This window comes from Brevibacillus sp. FSL K6-2834 (assembly GCF_038592925.1).
Taxonomy (GTDB): Bacteria; Bacillota; Bacilli; order Brevibacillales; family Brevibacillaceae; genus Brevibacillus; species Brevibacillus borstelensis.
The window spans coordinates 3,157,742-3,176,995 of the sequence record NZ_CP151945.1 but is presented as its reverse complement, the minus strand read 5'-3'; the positions used below and the strand labels follow the sequence as shown (position 1 = coordinate 3,176,995).

Annotated in this window: 16 protein-coding genes; 12 read left to right on the top strand and 4 right to left on the bottom strand. The window is 50.8% G+C overall.

Annotation, left to right across the window (positions count from 1 at the left end; translation table 11 throughout):
* The first annotated feature begins 7 nt into the window (after positions 1–7).
* Both dapG and dapA read left to right on the top strand, forming a co-directional pair.
* On the top strand, positions 8–1,234 hold the full coding sequence (gene dapG, locus NST96_RS15735) for an aspartate kinase (RefSeq protein ID WP_003385826.1): 1,227 nt from the start codon (positions 8–10) through the stop codon (positions 1,232–1,234).
* Between the two features lie 47 nt (positions 1,235–1,281).
* Entirely contained in the window at positions 1,282–2,148 is an 867-nt protein-coding gene (gene dapA / locus NST96_RS15730) for a 4-hydroxy-tetrahydrodipicolinate synthase (RefSeq protein WP_003385825.1), read from the top strand.
* Positions 2,149–2,208: 60 nt separating this feature from the next.
* On the opposite strand, the gene NST96_RS15725 is transcribed toward dapA, so the two are convergent.
* From NST96_RS15725 to NST96_RS15710, 4 genes are read right to left on the bottom strand one after another with little or no spacing between them, the layout of a single operon-like run.
* Entirely contained in the window at positions 2,209–2,421 is a 213-nt protein-coding gene (locus NST96_RS15725) for a CLC_0170 family protein (protein WP_342404171.1), read from the bottom strand.
* A gap of 11 nt (positions 2,422–2,432) precedes the next feature.
* A complete protein-coding gene (locus tag NST96_RS15720; RefSeq protein ID WP_003385822.1) occupies positions 2,433–3,659 on the bottom strand; it encodes a Ger(x)C family spore germination protein in 1,227 nt (408 codons plus the stop codon).
* A complete protein-coding gene (locus NST96_RS15715; protein ID WP_003385821.1) occupies positions 3,628–4,749 on the bottom strand; it encodes an endospore germination permease in 1,122 nt (373 codons plus the stop codon). Before NST96_RS15715 ends, NST96_RS15720 begins: the two co-directional genes overlap by 32 nt.
* Positions 4,733–6,391 (bottom strand): spore germination protein, encoded by a 1,659-nt coding sequence (locus NST96_RS15710; protein ID WP_003385820.1) that lies wholly within the window; start codon positions 6,389–6,391, stop codon positions 4,733–4,735. The genes NST96_RS15715 and NST96_RS15710 overlap by 17 nt, the downstream gene beginning before the upstream one ends.
* A gap of 213 nt (positions 6,392–6,604) precedes the next feature.
* Between NST96_RS15710 and NST96_RS15705 the strand changes: the two genes are divergently transcribed.
* The 10 genes from NST96_RS15705 (at position 6,605) to NST96_RS15660 (ending at position 19,235) form a co-directional block, all read left to right on the top strand.
* Positions 6,605–8,281, top strand: coding sequence for a ribonuclease J (locus NST96_RS15705; protein ID WP_003385819.1), 1,677 nt, complete (start codon positions 6,605–6,607; stop codon positions 8,279–8,281).
* A gap of 340 nt (positions 8,282–8,621) precedes the next feature.
* On the top strand, positions 8,622–9,878 hold the full coding sequence (locus NST96_RS15700; RefSeq protein WP_003385818.1) for a hypothetical protein: 1,257 nt from the start codon (positions 8,622–8,624) through the stop codon (positions 9,876–9,878).
* Positions 9,879–9,955: 77 nt separating this feature from the next.
* Entirely contained in the window at positions 9,956–10,753 is a 798-nt protein-coding gene (locus NST96_RS15695; protein ID WP_003385817.1) for a ClpP family protease, read from the top strand.
* A complete protein-coding gene (locus tag NST96_RS15690; protein ID WP_003385816.1) occupies positions 10,750–10,983 on the top strand; it encodes a YlzJ-like family protein in 234 nt (77 codons plus the stop codon). The genes NST96_RS15695 and NST96_RS15690 overlap by 4 nt, the downstream gene beginning before the upstream one ends.
* A 106-nt stretch (positions 10,984–11,089) precedes the next feature.
* Positions 11,090–13,513, top strand: coding sequence for a DNA translocase FtsK (locus NST96_RS15685; protein WP_051925545.1), 2,424 nt, complete (start codon positions 11,090–11,092; stop codon positions 13,511–13,513).
* A gap of 214 nt (positions 13,514–13,727) precedes the next feature.
* Complete coding sequence (locus NST96_RS15680; RefSeq protein WP_003385811.1) at positions 13,728–14,453, top strand: GntR family transcriptional regulator; 726 nt, start codon at positions 13,728–13,730, stop codon at positions 14,451–14,453.
* A 59-nt stretch (positions 14,454–14,512) separates the two neighbouring features.
* Positions 14,513–15,574 (top strand): BMP family ABC transporter substrate-binding protein, encoded by a 1,062-nt coding sequence (locus NST96_RS15675; RefSeq protein WP_003385809.1) that lies wholly within the window; start codon positions 14,513–14,515, stop codon positions 15,572–15,574.
* A gap of 124 nt (positions 15,575–15,698) precedes the next feature.
* Entirely contained in the window at positions 15,699–17,213 is a 1,515-nt protein-coding gene (locus NST96_RS15670; RefSeq protein ID WP_031932897.1) for an ABC transporter ATP-binding protein, read from the top strand.
* Positions 17,206–18,276 carry an ABC transporter permease gene (locus tag NST96_RS15665; RefSeq protein WP_003385804.1) on the top strand — a complete coding sequence of 357 codons (1,071 nt, stop codon included), beginning with the start codon at positions 17,206–17,208 and terminating at the stop codon, positions 18,274–18,276. The genes NST96_RS15670 and NST96_RS15665 overlap by 8 nt, the downstream gene beginning before the upstream one ends.
* Positions 18,276–19,235, top strand: a complete 960-nt coding sequence (locus tag NST96_RS15660; RefSeq protein ID WP_003385802.1) for an ABC transporter permease — start codon at positions 18,276–18,278, stop codon at positions 19,233–19,235. The genes NST96_RS15665 and NST96_RS15660 overlap by 1 nt, the downstream gene beginning before the upstream one ends.
* Positions 19,236–19,254 lie beyond the last annotated feature (19 nt).

Sequence of the window (19,254 nt, the reverse complement as noted above, 5' to 3'; positions counted from 1 at the left end):
GAGGTTTGTGAAAATTCTCGTCCAGAAATTCGGTGGATCTTCACTGACAACAGAAGATTGCCGGATCAGGGCTATTACGCATATAAAAAGAGCAATCGACGAAGGCTATGCCCTCGTCGTTGTCGTGTCAGCGATGGGGCGCAAGGGCGATCCCTACGCGACTGACACATTGCTGCAGCTCATTCGCAGCAACGGGAACGGTTTGCCCAAAAGAGAGACGGATCTGTTGATGCACACGGGTGAAATCATCTCGGCAACGGTCATGTGCAGCATGCTGAATGCCGAGGGAATACACGCGACGATTTTGACAGGCGGGCAGGCGAATATTGTCACCAGCGATGATTTTACTAATGCGCAGATCGAGACGATTGAACCAAAGCGAATCTTGCAGGAGCTGGAAGCCGGGAAAGTGGTTATCGTTCCCGGTTTTCAGGGACGGACGCCGGATTGGGAAATTACGACGCTCGGCCGAGGAGGAAGCGACACGACGGCAACAGCTCTAGGCGTCGCGCTCCATGCCGAAATGGTAGACATTTTCACTGATGTGAACGGAATCATGACGGCTGATCCACGGATTGTGGATGAGGCCCAGCCGCTGGCGACGGTTACGTATTCGGAAATCTGCAACATGGCACATCTGGGGGCGAAGGTTATCCATCCGCGTGCTGTCGAGATTGCCATGCAGGCAAATGTCCCCATTCGTGTCCGATCCACTTTTTCGGATGATCCAGGTACACTGGTTACCAACCTTTTGGAGATTGGTCGAATGGGGTACACTGTACATGATCGGCTGGTCATGGGGATCGCGCATGTCCCGAATATTACGCAAATCAAAGTCGCCAACAAGGATGGCCGTTACGATACGCAGCTGCAGGTATTCAAGGCGATGGCCAAGAATGACATCAGTGTCGACTTCATCAACGTGAATCCGTTGGGTGTCGCGTATACGGTCCATGATGAAATGGGAGAAAAGGCTTCCCGCATCTTGACGGATATGGGATACGAGCCTCAGTTATTGCCGCATTGCGCAAAGGTCTCTGTAATCGGTGCGGGGATGACGGGCGTTCCCGGTGTCATGGCTCAGATTGTGGAAGCTTTGACGCACGAGGACATTCCCATTCTGCAGTCTGCTGACTCCCATACGACCATTTGGGTTCTGGTGCACGAGGAAGACATGGTACGGGCCGTTCGCGCCCTGCACCATCAATTCCAACTGCATACCGGACACTTATAGCAGCTATGACATTATACATGTGAGAATAGACAGAGGAGTTGGGGGCAGTGGCACGTTTTGGCCGATTGGTTACCGCGATGGTAACTCCTTTCAATCAACAACTGGAAATCGATTATGAACAAACCGAGCGTCTTATTGATCATTTGCTGGCCACCGGGACGGATGCGGTAGTAGTAAGCGGGACAACGGGCGAGTCGCCGACGCTGTCCGCCAGGGAAAAGCTGGATTTGTTCAAGCATGTCGTGTCCTATGCAAAAGGGAAATGCCATATTATTGCCGGTACAGGCAGCAACAATACGGCGGCGAGCATCGAGTTTACGAAAGAGGTTGAAAAGATCGGCGTTGACGCAGTCATGCTCGTCACTCCGTATTACAGCCGTCCTTCCCAGGAAGGAATATATCAGCACTTCAAGGCTCTTGCCGAGTCTACCAAGCTGCCAGTCATGCTGTACAATGTTCCCGGCCGTACGAGTGTAAACATGACAGCAGAGACTACTCTCCGGCTCGCGCAGCTGCCCAATGTGGTTTGCGTGAAAGAAGCATCCGGCAACCTGTCTCAAATGGCATCCATCATTGAGCATGCGCCGGAAGGGTTTGAGCTGTACAGCGGGGATGACGGGTTGACACTTCCGGTACTGTCTATCGGGGGCGTAGGCATCGTCAGCGTGGCCAGCCACGTGGTAGGTGCACAAATGTCCGAGATGATGTCCGCGTTTTTCCGTGGAGAGCATGCACAGGCAGCGGCTATTCATCGCAAACTCCTGCCTGTATTTGAAGGCTTGTTTGCCTATCCCAGCCCAGGACCGGTCAAAGCGGCCCTGGAGAAGCTCGGAGTACAGACCGGTGGCGTTCGGTTGCCATTGGTCGATTTGACCGAAGAAGAAAAAGCGTTTGTCCATTCGCTGTTGGGATAAACAGCGAACCAAAAACGGGAGCCGCTCCAAGGCTCCCGTTTTGCTGTTTCGCTTCTGTTCTCAGACCAGCAAGGGACTGAACATCCAGTGAAGGAAAAGAACCAGCACTCCCAGACTGATGTTGATCCAGCCGAGGAGCTTTGCGGCTCGTCGTTCTCTCTTCATGTTTGCCGCCCGGTAAGTCTCGGAGTCGATCAGAAGGACGAATATGCCGGTAGCTATCGCCAGAAACACTGCATAGTAGATGTACCCGAGATGCAGGGAGAAACTCATGTATTGACCTCCTAACCCAGCCTCATTCCGACGCGGCGTATTGTGGTCGTAAAGTTGATCTCCACATCCAACTCCTTAAATTTCTTCCGCCAGTTTTCTTTCGTTTTGATGTGGGTATTCCAGTAATCGGGGAGCTTGGCCCGAACGTGCTCTCCAAAGCCGAATATATCTGATCCGTTCTTTTGGGTCATGGCAAGAATATTTTTAATGGTGTTTTTGCCACGGTCCGATACTTCGGCAGAGATGTCTTTTAACAGGCCTGGCTGATTCAAAGACCGGGTATTTTTTGTCTTTTCAACGATATCAGCTTCCACGTGGATAAAGAGCTTGATCTTTGGCTGTCCATGATCCAGTACGGCGTCAATTTGCGCGTCGCGAGAGCGGGAGCGGACCAATACGCTTCCCGGTTGGCCGGGGACAGGAGTAAAAGCGGAATAGCCTCCTTGTTTGATTCCCATCACTGCCATATAAAACCCAATTTCTAAAGGCTGGAGAACCCCGACCATCCGATCTCCTTGAAAATATGCCATCCCCGAGATTTCGGTGTTTTCATGCCGTTTTACTTCAACGACTGGCAAAAACGGTTCTTGGCCCAATTTGGAAGAGGCGCTCCAAAATAGGCCGAGGAACGCTCGTGGAAACTTGCCCAGAGAAACGGCGTTTTCCATCATGGCCGAAAGATAGAGCGTAGGGATGCGTTCCAGTTGCGGTGAGCTCTCCATGACCTTTGAGGCTCTGCCATTGGAGATGATCATCCATGCAGTACGGCGTACTTCAGGATTTCGGCGCAAATAATCGTTAAGATCGCCAAGACCTTTGCGGGCAACTTCATTGCTGACGATAATGACTCGCAAATGACCGAAAAAAAGTCGATCCGCAATTTCTTGCTGGAGGTTCAGGATCGCGTCATCCAATGTATGACCGACGGTGCTGACGAGCCAGACCGGCTTTTGCGAACCGTTGCTTCCGCTTTCCGGCCCGAGAGGAATTCTTCCCGGTACAGCAATTTGTGCCGTAATCTGGATCAGCTTTTTGTTCGGCTCCGGGAAGATACCGGTCATATGGTTTACTTCGGATTCATGCATCTGTTGGTTATCTTCGGATACGTCAATGGCGATTCCGAGAATGTTGGCTCTCGTCTCGATCTCGGTTCTGTCCCAACATCCTGTCAGAAAAGGCAGGAGCAGAGCGAGTATCAAAACGATATTAAGGTGTTTTTTGTGCGTGTTCCCGATCATGTTGATCCTCCCTTTTCTTGCGCAAAATCGCGATAATCAACAGGACTGCGGGGTAACCGATGGTGATGATGAGGCCGCACAGACCGATTGTAAGGATAAATCGGTAGGTATCCATAACATTTTGCGGGACCATGGCCAGCACGAAGATGACCGGCAACAGAAACAGCGAAAACATCTTGTGATCTCTGAGGCGAAGCAGATTGCTCAGCGAATGGATCGTAAAGTAGTAGGTGGAAAACAGAGTCGTAAATACACCCGTTACCCAAACAGCGAGAAACAAAATATCCAACCGCTCCAGGACATTGGCCGGGAGAGAGGTCATTCTGGCCAGTTCAAGGGTGGGCCAAATGAGCATCTTTGTCTCCTCGGCTCCAAAGATCGCCACGCTGGCAATCACGATCAAGAGGTAGAGACCGCCTGAGACGATAATCGCCAGCACACAGGCGATCGATGTTTTCGCCGGATGGCGCATGGATGGAATAATCATGGTAACGATAAATGAACCTTGAAACAGGGCTGCAATGGTCAAGCTGCCGTAAAACCACTGGCCTTTGTGAATCGGGGCGATGGGCTGCAAATTAATCAACTCAGCGTTTTGCAGAGACAAAGCGACAATTAATAGTCCCGGAGCCAGAATAAAAGGCAGGTAGAAAAGATGGATGTAAGAGAATGTGCTCAGGTCGTTTCGGCAAGAGATCGCCGCTAAGGCAAGCATGACAATGACAGTGACCTCCAATGGAGTATTTCTGAGCACAGCAGTAACGACGACTTCTCCGAATTCTCGGGCTGTCAGAGCAGATAAGACGGCAAAAAAGAAGATAATCGCGACACTCCCGATCCTGCCTATCCAGACACCGAGAATGTCTTCGCTATAGTGAATGATCGATTTGCGGGGAAAGCGTTTCCCCAACGCCGCCAGGATACCCAAGGAAAAAAGGGCGATCATGGTTCCGATAAAGGTAAGGAGCGGGGCGCCGGTATCTACCGCTTTTACGGCGATGACCGGCAAGGAAAGAACCCCGACTCCGATGATGGTGCTGATCAACACGGCTGCAGCCTGCAAAAACGTAATTTCACGTGGAGTCTCCATCCGAATCCTCCCACCTCCTATTTCCGACAGAAACCGGATCAAGCGTATTATGTGGTCTGGGCTCGATTACCTGGGATTTTGTCCCTGTCCGATTGGGATCACGAGGGTGCAAGAGTTCAGGACGCTTGCGGGAAAGCCAAAAGGGACCACGCACTGCCGTATCCTTCATTCCCTGCCATTGCCCAGGCACGAGAGGACTCATGTAAGGTATCCCAAAAGACCGCAGAGAAAGCATGTGGTTTACGATCAGAATCAAGCCAACCATGACCCCATAAAGCCCAAAGATTCCCCCCAGGATAATCAGCGGAAAACGAAGAAGTCGCAGGGCCAGAGCCATGTCATATGCTGGTGTGGCAAACGACCCGATGGTAGTAAGAGCGATAACAACGACGGTAATCGGGCTGGCAAACCCTGCTGATACGGCAGCTTGTCCGATCACAAGCACTCCGACGATCGACAGTGCGCCTCCGACCTGCTGAGGCAGCCTGATCGTCGCTTCCCGCAAAACTTCCATGGAGATTTCCATGATCAGCACTTCTACGAGGGACGGAAAAGGGACCCCTGCGCGACCACCGGCAACAGCAACGGCGAACTCGGTCGGGATCAACTCGGGATTGAAAGAAATAACAGAAACATATAAAGATGGAAAAATTAAGGAAAACAGAAGGGCTACCAGGCGCGATAGCCGGACAAAGCTGGATAGCACGAACCGTTCGGAATAGTCATCGACAGATTGATAAAATTGGCTGAACACAGCTGGGGCTATCAAGGCAAAAGGGCAGCCGTCGACGAGAATAATCACTCTGCCTTCCAGCAAGTTGGCCACACATTTGTCCGGTCGCTCCGTATTTTGTATTTGCGGGAAAGGTGAAAAATGGTGATCTTCGATGAACTGTTCCAAATAGCCGGAATCGATCACGCCGTCGATGTCAATTCGCTGCAGTCTGTCTATCACCTCTTTAGCGAGTGCAGGATTGCACACATCCCGCAGATAACAGACTGCCACTTTCGTCTTTGTCCTTCGACCGATCTGAACGGTTTTGACGAGCAAATCCACGGAAGGAAGCCGGTTTCGCAGGAGGGCAAGATTCACGCCAAGGCTTTCGATAAAGCCTTCCCGGGAACCGCGGATCACTTGCTCCGTTTCGGGCTGACTGATAGCACGGTGCTCGACTTTGCTGGAACCCGAAATGATTGCTCTATCGAATCCGTCGATGATAATCACGACTTGACCGGACAAAACCTGCTCGACCAGGGAGCGAATCTCATGTTGGGTAGATACGTTCCCTCCGATCAGGATGTCATTTGTGATCATGGTGAGCAATTCATTTTTATCAACAATTCCGTTTTCATCCTGCGTACCGTTTTTTTGGAGGAGCGGACGCAGGATGTCTTCTTTCATTTCCCGTTGATTCGTAAGGTGCTCCAAGTAGAGTAGTGCTGCCGGAAAGCGGCCAAACACATCAAACCGACGAATCTTGAAGTCGTCGGTGTCTCCAAATGTCTGCCTCATGTAAGCAAGCGTCTCTTCTAGATTGGCGGTTAACCGCCGATTGTCAGCGAAGGAAGAGCCAGACGTGGCCTTGGGAGAAGAGAGCTTCTGAGTCTCTTTCTTGTACTTTAGCCTCTGCCACACAGACATGCGGGCCACCTCCTTTTCGGCAAGTTACCCTATAGTCTGTCAGATTCCCGCCAATTCATTCTGATAGGTGCTCTTTTTTATTCTGGAAAATGACTTTTCCGGGTGGTTGTTTTTTCTTGTGTTCCACTTTTCGATTCGGGTATAATGAATCTAAGTGATTTGGGGCGGTTAATTTGAGTGTGAAAGACAACTAAATATAGGAGGTTACACGTTTTGGCAAAATCGAATCACTCTGTTCTCATTTTCGCCCTGGGCGGAGTAGGCGAAATTGGGAAAAATATGTACGTAGTCCAATGTGACGATGAAATTGTGGTCATCGACGCCGGATTAAAATTCCCGGAAGAGGAAATGCTGGGAATTGATATGGTAATCCCGGACATTACGTACCTGGAGGAAAATCGCGACAAAGTTCGCGGTATTATTGTTACGCACGGACACGAGGATCACATCGGCGGACTTAGCTATGTGCTAAAACGTTTGAAGGTACCGGTATATGCGACAAAATTGACGCTGGGTCTGATTGAAGCAAAATTAAAAGAAGCGGGTATTCTAAACGATACAAAGCGCATTTTAATTAACAGCGACTCGGAAGTTGATTTCGGGAACATGAAGGCGACGTTTTTCCGCGTCAACCACAGTATCCCGGACAGCGTAGGCGTTTGTCTGGAAACCCCTGAAGGATACGTAGTGCATACGGGGGACTTCAAATTTGATCAGACACCGGTAAACAATCAACAGGCTGATTTGGCCAAGATGGCCATGATCGGTGACCGTGGCGTATTATGTCTGCTGTCGGACAGCACCAATGCCGAGCGGCCCGGTTTTACCGGCTCGGAGCGTTCTGTCGGTGTTGCGATCAAGGATGTGTTCAGCAAAGCGGAAGGACGGATCATCGTTTCCACTTTTGCATCCAACGTTCACCGGATTCAGCAGGTAGTCGATGCTGCGACCGAATATCGTCGCAAGATCGCTGTCGTGGGCAGGAGCATGCAAAACGTCATCAATATCAGTAAGGATCTGGGGTACCTCAACGTGCCTGAAGGTCTGTTCATCGATACGGATGAAGTGAACAAGCTTCCTGCCGAGCAAGTAGTCATTTTATCCACTGGAAGTCAAGGGGAGCCGATGTCCGCGCTCACTCGTATGGCCCGATCCGCCCATCGGAAAATCGATATTCTTCCAGGGGACACAGTAGTAATCGCAGCTACACCTATTCCTGGCAATGAAAAATACGTAGCACGCACCATCGATCAATTGTCCCGGATTGGCGCTGAGGTGATTTACGGCGGGCACGGTCCGAATGGCGCTGTGCACGTTTCCGGTCACGGCAGTCAAGAAGAGCTTCGTCTGATGTTGAATCTCATGAAGCCAAAGTACTTTATCCCGATTCACGGCGAGTTCCGCATGCTGAGAATGCACGCCATGTTGGCAGAACAGGTGGGAGTTCCAAGTGAGAACATTTTCCTGTTGGACAACGGTGACACAGTGGAAATCTCCGGGGGAAAAGCACGGTTTGGGCCAAAGGTCAACGCTGGCAATGTCTTGATTGACGGCCTTGGTGTCGGCGATGTAGGAAATATTGTTCTTCGGGACCGCAAATTACTGTCACAAGATGGAATTCTGGTAGTTGTCGTTACACTCAGCAAACAAAATGGTACGATTTTGTCCGGTCCAGACATCATTTCCCGCGGATTTGTCTATGTTCGGGAATCTGAAGAGCTGTTGGACGAGGCAAATCGCATCGTCACCCAAACACTTGTAAAATGCATGGAAGAAAATGTGAATGAATGGTCTTCTTTGAAAAATAACGTCAAGGAAGCCTTGGGCCGTTTCTTGTACGATCAAACCCGCCGTCGTCCAATGATCTTGCCCATCATCATGGAAGTTTAAAAATGCTTTTTTCTTACAAGCAACATCCGAGCCGAAAATCCTGTTTGCACAAGGGTTTTCGGCTTGTTTTATTTTTCTTGAAAAGCCTCTTTAATGCAGCGAAATTAGTGGCCCTGCACTACTTGCCAAGGCTTTTGCCCTGCTCTCCTTATTTTTATTTTGAAAAAAATGGAATAGCACGGTAAAATGAACCAATCCCATGCCCGGGATGTAATTCCCAAGTTGCTGACAGTCCTGGATTGAAACAATCACGAAGCGTACAACGTCACATTACATGCTACACGTATTTCTTGAAGGTTCTTCCCTTATATGTGTTTAGAAGCAAAGGAGAGCGATCATATTGAAAACGAAGATCATTCCTCTGGCGATTGTAGCCTGCTTGCTGGTACCCTCATCCCAAGTGTGGGCCGAATCTGCCATCGTCAAAAAAATGAAAGAAACGGATCAAAAACAGCTGGCCGAAGAACGAAACAAAGAGTGCACAATGGGATGCCGGACGACGAGGGGATGGTCCCATCAGATTGGACCCGATTTTTTCGCATATCCCGACATGGCTAACGGTGCTGAGCTTTCACCCGATCAACTGTATCTTTTGCGGCGGTTGAACGATCTGTATCTGCAGCAAACGAAAATACTGCAGCTTGTCTGGGAGCAAAAGGTTTCCGCTCCCTACTCTCAGCAGAGAGAGGAAATAAAGGGGATTGTGCTCGACATGTTTGCACGTGTCGGGTCAATGCAGGACGTTTCTCCGAATGAAGTGAAGATCCTGCAGGAGGCTGTCCGCGTCGCAAGCAATCTGCACCTCTGGGACGACCTGCGAGAAGAGTGGGTGGAGGACAGGGATATCAATTTTGCTTACCAGTATGCAGAAGGCGTAGAGAAAGCTCTCGACCGTTTTCGGGAGGACATTTACAAGTACCGGGACCATATCCCTGGTGGACATTTTGCCCGCTTTGAATGGGGGCACGCTTTTACGATGAATGTCCTTAAAGAATTTCATAAGCCGTTGGCATCAGCGTACCCTGAGACTGTACACGCCTGGACCGAAAAATATACAGTGAAATTTTTAGATGATCTGCAAAAAGACAACACAGCGAAGCTGGATGAAAGATTACAGGCTGTTCTTTCGATCTACAACACTTACAAAGCGATGCCTGGAACAGCAGGGAAAGGCAGTCTGTCTTTTTCCCTGGGAGACAGAATCATTGAAATGATCAAAACCAATAATCAGACGATCACAGAGAACGAACGATACTACCAGGATTATGCCATCTCTCTTGGAAACCTATATGAGGTCTCCAAGCTTCCAGATATCGCTGCCGACAAGAAAAAGGCGATGAAGCTGCAGTGGTACCGTTCCTTTATGGAGGGACTTGGCAAGCTCGATGTCCCGGCTGTCTACAAAGGGAATTTCTATTGGTATGTTAACTATTTGGTTGACAATGACTTGAAGCTGTTCAACGCAGAATTTCCAAATGAGCGGAAGCTGCTGGCCAAACAGCTACTCACAAAACTGAAGGAAGAAAAAAATCCGGAAAACAAGGCGGAATACAACCAAACAATCGCCAAGCTGACAAAGCTGGCGAACGGTAAATAAACGGATTGTCTTCCAAAGCTTGCATCTTTTCTCCTCCTGCGACCCATACTATCACAGACAGCGAAGGAGGAGGATTCATGCAAAACAGACAAAGGCCCGATTATTTGAATCGCCCCCCTTTTGGGAGCAATCAGGAGGCCCCGCAAACCGCGCCGACAGAACCGCAACAGCCTGGCCAGCCTCCGGGTGCAGAAGATCCGAAAAAGCGTTTGCTCGACTCCATCACGCAGTTGGGGCAAACCAATGTTCCTCAACTGGAAAGCAATATTTATTGTTTGACGATCATCGGACAGGTGGAAGGTCACATCCAGCTGCCGCCGCAAAACAAGACGACGAAATACGAGCATATCATTCCGCAACTGGTTGCGGCAGAGCAAAACAGCAAAATTGAGGGAGTCATGGTGATCTTGAATACGGTCGGGGGAGATGTAGAGGCAGGCTTGGCGATCGCGGAGATGGTCTCTTCTCTCTCGAAACCGGTCGTTACACTGGTCCTTGGAGGAGGACACAGTATTGGCGTGCCAATCGCCGTCGCTGGCGACTATTCCTTCATAGCAGAAACGGCGACCATGACGATTCACCCGATACGCTTGACCGGCCTTGTGATCAGTGTCCCGCAAACCTTTGAATACCTGGATAAAATGCAGGATCGAGTCGTCAGCTTTATCGCCCGCCACTCCAGGATCACAGAGGACCAGTTCCGCGAGCTGATGCTGAGGACAGGCGAATTGACGCGGGATATCGGCACCAATGTCATCGGAGCAGATGCGGTCAAGTACGGGTTGATTGACGAGGTAGGAGGGCTCGGCAAGGCGTTGAAAAAGCTGAACGAGCTGATCGAAAAAGCCCGGAACGGAGAGAAGGTGCTGCAGTGATTTTCTATTCCGTGGTCCCGATGGAAGTAGTGTTCGAAGGGATGGATCAGGTAGAGAAACAAGTCCTGCGTGAGCTCCCGATGGGTGAGGCGACTATGGTGGTTGAGCAAACAGGTCCTTACGAGGGCAAGATGGTTCGCCTGATCAGTCCCAATCCGCAGGACTATCTCAACCCGGCGTTTGCACCCGGTCAAGTGATCCGTTTTCGGCCGGAAGGTTTCGGGCAATAAGACCTGTATTTCTATGAATTTCCTGTGTTATACTAGATGTGGACAAACAGCAGCCGACCTACAAACGGCTGCCTTTTTATACGTCCGGACTTTTTTTGAGTGATAGATGAGTGATGGAAACGAAAGAAAGGAGGCATGCCACCTGAGTAGAAGAGCAAAAAGACAGTCGCAAGCGGCAGTTGCCTCTGTTGTCAAACTGGAGCTGCTGGGACTGGTCATGATCGTGCTTTGTCTCATCGGACTTTTGGAAAGCGGCTGGCTTGGAAAGAACATTCTCGCCTTTTTATTCCGCTTTTTGGCCGGGTCGTGGGATTTTACCATCCCATTATTGATCATGGGGCTGGCCGTACATATGATGTTTACCCGAAAACCGCCGCGGATGTCGTTGCGCGTTTTTGGATTGCTGCTCATACTTGTCGCTGTTTTGACCTGGGATCACATGTTTTTGTACAAGCAGGTAACGGCTGGAGGAACGTTTTCCGATCAGAGCATCATCCGCGTCACCTGGGATCGGATCTGGCTTGACCACAGCCAGAAGGTGTCGACGACCGGAGTCGGCGGCGGGATGGTGGGGGCGGTATTTTTCGCTCTATGCAATGGTCTCGTCGGGCCGATCGGTACCGGATTGATTATCGGCTTTTTGATTTTGGCCGGAATCATGTTTTTGTTCAACCTGTCTTACGTGGACATCGCCATTTTTGCGAGAGACAAAATCGCTCTGCTGTATGCCAAGATGAAAGATTCGGTCAAAGATTCTGTTCAAATGCTGCAAAATGAAAGCGAAAAGCGGAAGCAACTGGCTGAAGAAGAGCGCGAAGCGAAGAAAGCCAAGGAAGCGCAGATGGCAGCCGCGTCGAACGCAACACAAGCCTTTGATGCCGGCAATGCTGCCACTTCCGGGGACAGCCAGCCTGGAACAGGCGGAGAAGAGCAGACACAGCATGCAAGCGCACCGCTTATTCGCGATTTTGCGGAAAGGCTGGTGACCGAGCAGGGAAGCGAGGCGGAAGAGGAAGCGATTGCAACTCCTCGCACGAAACCATCGGTTGAGCGCGAGATTACCTTTTCGCTTGAGGGGGACGAAGAGATCTTTGGCACGCTGGAGGAGGAAGGCGCGCAGCCGAGCGTTCCTTATGTGCTCCCCAGCATTCAGATGCTGACCCGACCAAAGGCGTACATTCCAGGCAAAGATGTCGATCATACGTCCAACGCGAACAAATTGGTGCAAACGCTCAAAAGCTTCGGGGTCAATGCGATCGTCTCCGAGGTTCACCGCGGTCCGGCCGTTACCCGTTATGAAGTGCAGCCTGCAACCGGGGTGAAGGTGAGCAGGATTGTCAGTCTGACAGACGATTTGGCGCTGGCGCTCGCTGCCAAGGACATTCGCATCGAAGCGCCTATTCCGGGAAAATCAGCGATCGGGATCGAAATCCCGAATTCCGAGGTTGCGGTTGTCTCGCTTCGAGAGGTGCTGGAATCGGCCTCTTACCAGGATGCCTCCGCGAAATTGACGGTTGCCCTCGGGCGCGATATATCTGGCGAGCCGATCGTTGCCGACCTGACGAAAATGCCGCATTTGCTCGTCGCAGGCGCTACGGGCAGCGGGAAGTCTGTATGTATCAACGGGTTGATCATGAGTATTTTATTCAAAGCAAGCCCGGACGAAGTAAAGCTGATGATGGTCGATCCCAAAATGGTCGAGCTAAACGTATACAACGGCATCCCGCATCTGTTGGCACCGGTAGTCACTGACCCGCGAAGAGCCTCGGTTGCGCTGAAAAAAGTCGTGGCTGAGATGGAGCGGCGGTACAATCTGTTCGCCAAGACAGGCAGCCGCAACATTGAGATGTACAACCAGCAGGCAGAAGGGGCTCCACTTCCTTACATTGTCGTGATCGTGGACGAGCTGGCAGACCTGATGATGGTCGCGCCCGGTGAGGTGGAGGATGCGATTTGCCGTCTCGCCCAGATGGCGCGTGCGGCGGGGATCCATCTGATCATCGCTACGCAGCGCCCGTCAGTAGATGTCATCACGGGATTGATCAAGGCGAATATCCCTTCCCGGATTGCCTTCGGCGTATCATCCATGGCCGATTCCCGAACCATTCTGGATATGGGCGGTGCGGAGAAGCTCCTCGGACGCGGAGACATGCTCTATTTGCCGATGGGCGCTTCCAAGCCGACCCGTGTACAGGGGGCCTATGTTTCTGACAAGGAAGTAGAGGAAGTAGTAACGTTTGTCAAGGAACAGCAAGAGGCACGCTACCAGGAAGACATGATTCCGGAAGAGACAACAGAAGACGCGCAGCCGGTAGTCGACGATGATATGTACGACCAGGCTGTCCAAGTCGTAGTAGAGGCCCAGACGGCATCGGCTTCGCTTCTGCAGCGCAGACTGCGGGTTGGGTATACACGTGCGGCCCGTTTGATTGACATGATGGAGGCACAAGGCGTCGTGGGGCCTTACGAGGGAAGCAAGCCGAGAGAAGTGCGTTTGCCAAGGCCCACTCCCGAGAGCAACATTTCCTAAAATGAACATGATTTTCATATATGTACCTGCGGGGCGCAGAGACGAGACGATCGTCAGAAAACTGTCATCTAGTCAAAAAAATTGGCTTGCATGATATTCGCCCCTAGGGTACAATTTTTACGGGATTGAAGGAAATTGTTGTTATCCTCTCTTGATTTCAAGAGGTCTGACGTCCTACCTATTCGAATAGCTGAGGAAGCAGGAGTGGAGGAAGATGAGCATCAAGGGGAATTTCCGTTCGCTTTGTCTCTTGGTAATGGACAAGATCAAAAGCGACATCGATTCCGGGAAGCTAAAACCCGGTGAACGTCTACCTTCCGAAGCCGACCTTTCCAAGCAGTTGGGTGTGAGCCGAGCGACGCTGCGGGAAGCTCTTCGCTTGCTTGAAGAAGAGAAGATTGTCATTCGGAGACACGGTGTGGGGACCTTTATTAATTCTCGACCTGTTTTTTCAGGTGGAATTGGGGAACTCTTTAGTGTGACGGATGCAATCGAACGCCAAGGCTATGTTGCCGGCACAACCATTTTGCGTACAGCTTACGGCGAACCTGCGGAGGAAGAGCGGAAAAAGCTTTCTCTCAATCCGGGAGAGGGCGTTCTCATGGTAGAACGGATTCGCACGGCAGATGGGGAACCGGTGGTCTACTGTTTTGACCGCATACCCGCCCATTTGGTACCTGGAGGCTATACGGAGGGTGGAGAATCTATTTTCAAGTGGCTGGAGTCCGTGACCGGGATCCGCATCGCTTATGCGATTGCCGATATGGAACCGCTCGGACATTGCGAAAAGGTATCTCCCCTGTTGCAGTGCAACAAGGCGACGCCTCTCTTGCTCTTGAAACAGATTCACTACGACGAAAGTGAACGGCCTGTCTTGTATTCACACAATTACTTTCGGGCTGACAAATTTCACTTTCACGTTGTACGCAGACGGTTGTAACACGTGAGGGAAACCTCACTCAACAATTTCATCTCATTAAAAATAGGGGGTATTCTGACATGAAAAAGGTACTTTCTGTCCTGTCCGTGGCAACCCTTAGCCTGTCTTTGGTTTTGGCCGGCTGTGGAAGCAAACCAGAAGGACAACCAGGTGGTGCTAACCAAGGTGGAGCAGAAGGGGGAGCCCAAGGCGGAGCAGCGCCTACTGCACGCATCGGCATGGTTACCGACGTGGGCGGGGTAAACGACAACTCCTTTAACCAAAGTGCATGGGAAGGGCTGCAAAAACTGCAGAAGGACCTGAACCTGCCGCAGGACAACGTAAGCTACCTGCAATCCACCTCTGATGCTGACTACATCCCGAACTTGACTCAATTTGTAAAAGACAAGTGGGATCTGACTTGGGGTATCGGTTTCGTTATCGGTGACCACGTGAAGAAAGTAGCTACTGAAAACCCTGACAGCAAGCTCGCTATCATCGACGCAGAAGTAGACGCGCCAAACGTGGAATCCGTTCTGTTCAAAGAGCATGAAGGTTCCTTCCTGGCTGGTGTCGTAGCGGCGAAAATGTCCAAGAGCAAAAAAGTTGGTTTCGTGGGCGGTATGGAAATCCCAGTAATCAAGCGCTTTGAAGTTGGCTTTGAAGCTGGTGTAAAAGCAGCTGATCCAAGTGTTGAAGTAGTAAAAGTATACACGGGTGCATTTGACAAGCCTGACCTCGGTAAATCTACTGCATCCCAAATGTACGGCCAAGGCGTAGACATCATTTTCCACGCTTCCGGCGCAACTGGCGATGGCGTGTTCAACGAAGCAAAAGACCGCAAATCCAAAGGCGAAAATGTTTGGGTAATTGGTGTAGACAAAGACCAGTCCCTGACATTTGGTGATGAAGTAACGCTGACTTCCATGGTAAAACGCGTGGATGAAGCTGTTTACCGCGTATCCAAAGACGTGATCGACGGCAAATTTGAAGGCGGAAAAATCGTATGGCTCGGTCTGGCTGAAGACGGTGTAGGCCTGGCAGAAACCTCGAAGAAAAATGTGCCTGAAGACGTATTGAAGCTGGCAGATGAGTTCAAGCAAAAAATCGTTAAAGGCGAAATTACAGTACCAGAAAAGTAAGAAGACCTCTAAGACTGCACACGGACAAGGCTAGTTCGAGCGACTAGCCTTGTTCTTTACCTTCTACACTAGACCCACAAAAACGGGGGGAACATGGTTGAAACCTGTACAGACTGTTGTTGAAATGCGCGGTATCACAAAGCGCTTCCCCGGCATTATTGCCAATGACAACATCAACCTTGTTGTGAAAAAAGGGGAAATCCACGCCCTCCTGGGAGAGAATGGCGCTGGCAAGTCCACACTGATGAATGTTTTGTTCGGTTTGTATCAGCCTGAAGAGGGCGAAATCCTCATTAACGAGAAGCCGGTGAAAATCACCAGCCCCAGCGTAGCGAATGATCTTGGTATTGGAATGGTTCATCAGCATTTTATGCTCGTAGAAAAGTTTACGGTTACAGAAAACATTGTATTAGGAAATGAACCGAAATCCGGGTTACAGATAGATATGCAGAGTGCCATCAAAGCAGTCGAGAAGTTGTCCAATCAATACGGCTTGAAGGTGGATCCGCGAGCCAAAATTGAGGATATATCCGTGGGGATGCAACAGCGTGTAGAGATTTTGAAAACGCTTTACCGCGGCGCCGATATTCTGATCTTCGATGAGCCGACAGCTGTGTTAACCCCTCAAGAAATCGTGGAACTGATCGAGATTATGCACAACCTCGTCAAAGAAGGCAAAACGATTATCTTGATCACCCACAAGCTAAAAGAAATCATGGCTGTCTGTGATACGGTTACCATCATCCGCAGAGGAAAAGTCATCGATTCCGTAGGGGTAAAGGATACAAATCCGGATGACCTTGCGGCAAAAATGGTCGGTCGTGAAGTTAACTTCCGTGTCGATAAGAAGGAAGCAAATCCGAAAGAAGTCATTTTGTCTGTGGAAAATATTACGGCGATGGGCAACAGAGGCGTCAATGCGCTCAACAGCATCTCGCTGGAAGTAAGGAGCGGGGAGATCCTCGGCATCGCGGGTGTCGATGGCAACGGGCAAAGTGAACTTATCGAGGTATTGACAGGGCTGCGGAAAGCCTCCAGCGGACGTGTGCTGCTCAAAGGTCAAGATATAACGAACAAGACACCGCGCGTCATTTCGGAGTCGGGCTTGTCGCACATTCCCGAAGACCGCCACAAGCACGGTCTTGTCCTTGACTTCCCGATGAGTGAAAACATGGTGCTGGAAACGTATTTCCATCCAGAGTTCAATAAAAACGGCTTCCTGGACTACGCGGCAATAGACAAGCATGCGAGCAAACTGATCGAGGAGTTTGACGTGCGGACACCGAGTATTCACACCCCTGCACGGGCTCTTTCCGGGGGCAATCAGCAAAAAGCGATTATCGCCCGCGAAGTGAACAAGGATCCGGATCTGTTGATTGCAGCTCAGCCTACACGTGGTCTCGACGTTGGAGCCATCGAATTTATCCATAGACGTCTGATTGAACAGCGGGACAAAGGAAAGGCCGTCTTGTTGCTATCCCTAGAGCTTGACGAGATCATCAACGTTTCCGACCGGATCGCGGTCATTTACGAAGGGCAGATCGTCGGCATTGTTGATGCAAAACAGACGGACGAGCAAGAACTTGGCTTGATGATGTCTGGTGGAAAACGAATGCAAGGAGGCGGCAACGGTGAATAGAGTCATTGCCATCTTTACCAAGGAGTCGTTCCTCGTACCGGTTGCTGCCATTATTCTGGGCCTGTTGACGGGCGCTGTCGCCATGCTGGCAGGCGGTTTTAATCCAATTCAGGCATATGCGTCCCTGGTTGAAAAGGTATTTGGAAGCTCTTATAACTTTGGGGAAACGATTCGTCAGATTACCCCGCTGATCTTTACAGGTCTCTCCGTGGCATTTGCGTTCCGGACCGGTCTTTTCAATATCGGTGCCGAGGGGCAATTTATTATCGGGATGATCGCTTCTACGGCAGTAGGGATTTCTTTTGATCTTCCGGCGTATATTCATGCTCCGCTCGCAGTGATTGCAGGTGCTCTTGCCGGGGGACTGTGGGGCGCTATCGCGGGATGGCTCAAGGCTGCGCGAGGCGTAAACGAAGTGATCACGACAATCATGTTAAACTGGATTGCCTTGTACTTTGCCAACTACGTTGTCAAGGCGTTTTACCTTCAAGAAGGCCAGCAGCGCTCGGAAATGATCAAGGATTCGGCGTCTATCTCTTTTGCATGGCTTTCCCAGATGTTTGACAGTGCCCGCCTGCATTGGGGGACGTTGCTTGCGATTTTGGCCGCGGTATTCTTTTATATCCTTCTCTGGAAGACAAAGTCGGGCTTCGAGCTCCGCGCTGTAGGGTTAAACCCGCATGCTTCGGAATACGCGGGGATGAATGTGAACCGCAATGTGGTCAATGCCATGTTCGTCGGCGGCATGTTCGCAGGTATCGGCGGAGCGTGCGAGATTTTGGGCGTATTCCATTACCAATCGATTATGGCTGCACAGCCCGGATACGGCTTTGACGGTATTGCGGTAGCGCTGATCGGAGGAAACACCCCGCTTGGTGTCATTTTGGGGGCCATTCTGTTTGGAATGCTTACATTTGGAGCTGCCGGTATGAAATTCGGTGCAGGGGTACCGGTCGAGCTGATTCGGGTAGTAATCTCCTCTGTCATTTTCTTCGTTGCAGCGCATGGAATCGTCAAGTTTTTCATTAAGCCACTTTTACAGAAGAAGGAGGGTGGAAACTGATGGATTGGGGAGTGATTATCGGCAACCTTATTCATGATACCATCGTGTTTTCCACTGCCTTGATATTCGCCGCTCTGGGCGGTATGTATTCGGAGCGATCCGGCGTGGTGAACATCGCGCTGGAAGGGATGATGGTCATCGGCGCCTTTACCGGTGCAGTGTTTACTTTCTTTGCTCAGGATTCATTCGGCTCATTGGCTCCTTGGATCGGTTTGGTGGGAGCGTGCATTGCCGGAGCGCTATTCGCTACGCCGCACGCGGTCGCTTCTATCACGTTTAAAGCCGACCAGGTCGTCAGTGGTGTCGCCCTCAACTTTTTGGCAACAGGTCTGTCTGTCTACCTGACCAAGATCATTTTCAACGGTGCAGGACAAACGACGACATTGCAGCAAGTATTCAGCAAGTGGCACATCCCGGTGCTCAGCGACATTCCCATTTTGGGACATGCCATTTTCGAAGGCTACCCGACCAGTTATATTGCCTTCGCACTGGTTGCGCTTTCCTGGTATCTGCTGTTTAAAACGTCATTCGGGCTTCGCCTGCGGGCGGTCGGGGAACACCCGCGTGCTGCCGATACCGTTGGGATCAACGTAAAACGCATGCGTTACACGGCTGTTATGATCAGCGGCGCTTTGGCAGCTATGGGTGGAGCAACGATTGCGCTTACTACCACCAGCAACTTTTCTCACAATACCGTGTCCGGACAAGGCTTTATCGCCCTTGCCGCTCTCATTTTCGGGAAATGGCATCCTGCCGGCGCGATGGGGGCTGCCCTGTTCTTCGGGGTAGCGCAAGCGATCAAATCGCTGGTTCAAATTTTTGGTCTCACCAAATACGTCCCGACCGAAGTGATTTTCATGCTTCCATACATTCTCACCATCCTGGTGTTGGCTGGTGTGGTTGGACGCTCCAGCGCTCCTGCCGCATTGGGCAAAGTGTATGATACCGGATCTCGCTGATTAACATTTTTTGCGTCTG

Bases quoted from the DNA above. Each gene is read 5' to 3' on its own strand.
- NST96_RS15725 (WP_342404171.1), bottom strand. From the start codon at position 2,421: ATGAGTTTCTCCCTGCATCTCGGGTACATCTACTATGCAGTGTTTCTG.
- NST96_RS15720 (WP_003385822.1), bottom strand. From the start codon at position 3,659: ATGATCGGGAACACGCACAAAAAACACCTTAATATCGTTTTGATACTC.
- NST96_RS15715 (WP_003385821.1), bottom strand. From the start codon at position 4,749: ATGGAGACTCCACGTGAAATTACGTTTTTGCAGGCTGCAGCCGTGTTG.
- NST96_RS15710 (WP_003385820.1), bottom strand. From the start codon at position 6,391: ATGTCTGTGTGGCAGAGGCTAAAGTACAAGAAAGAGACTCAGAAGCTC.
- NST96_RS15695 (WP_003385817.1), top strand. From the start codon at position 9,956: ATGCAAAACAGACAAAGGCCCGATTATTTGAATCGCCCCCCTTTTGGG.
- NST96_RS15685 (WP_051925545.1), top strand. From the start codon at position 11,090: ATGAGTGATGGAAACGAAAGAAAGGAGGCATGCCACCTGAGTAGAAGA.
- NST96_RS15680 (WP_003385811.1), top strand. From the start codon at position 13,728: ATGAGCATCAAGGGGAATTTCCGTTCGCTTTGTCTCTTGGTAATGGAC.
- NST96_RS15675 (WP_003385809.1), top strand. From the start codon at position 14,513: ATGAAAAAGGTACTTTCTGTCCTGTCCGTGGCAACCCTTAGCCTGTCT.
- NST96_RS15670 (WP_031932897.1), top strand. From the start codon at position 15,699: ATGCGCGGTATCACAAAGCGCTTCCCCGGCATTATTGCCAATGACAAC.
- NST96_RS15660 (WP_003385802.1), top strand. From the start codon at position 18,276: ATGGATTGGGGAGTGATTATCGGCAACCTTATTCATGATACCATCGTG.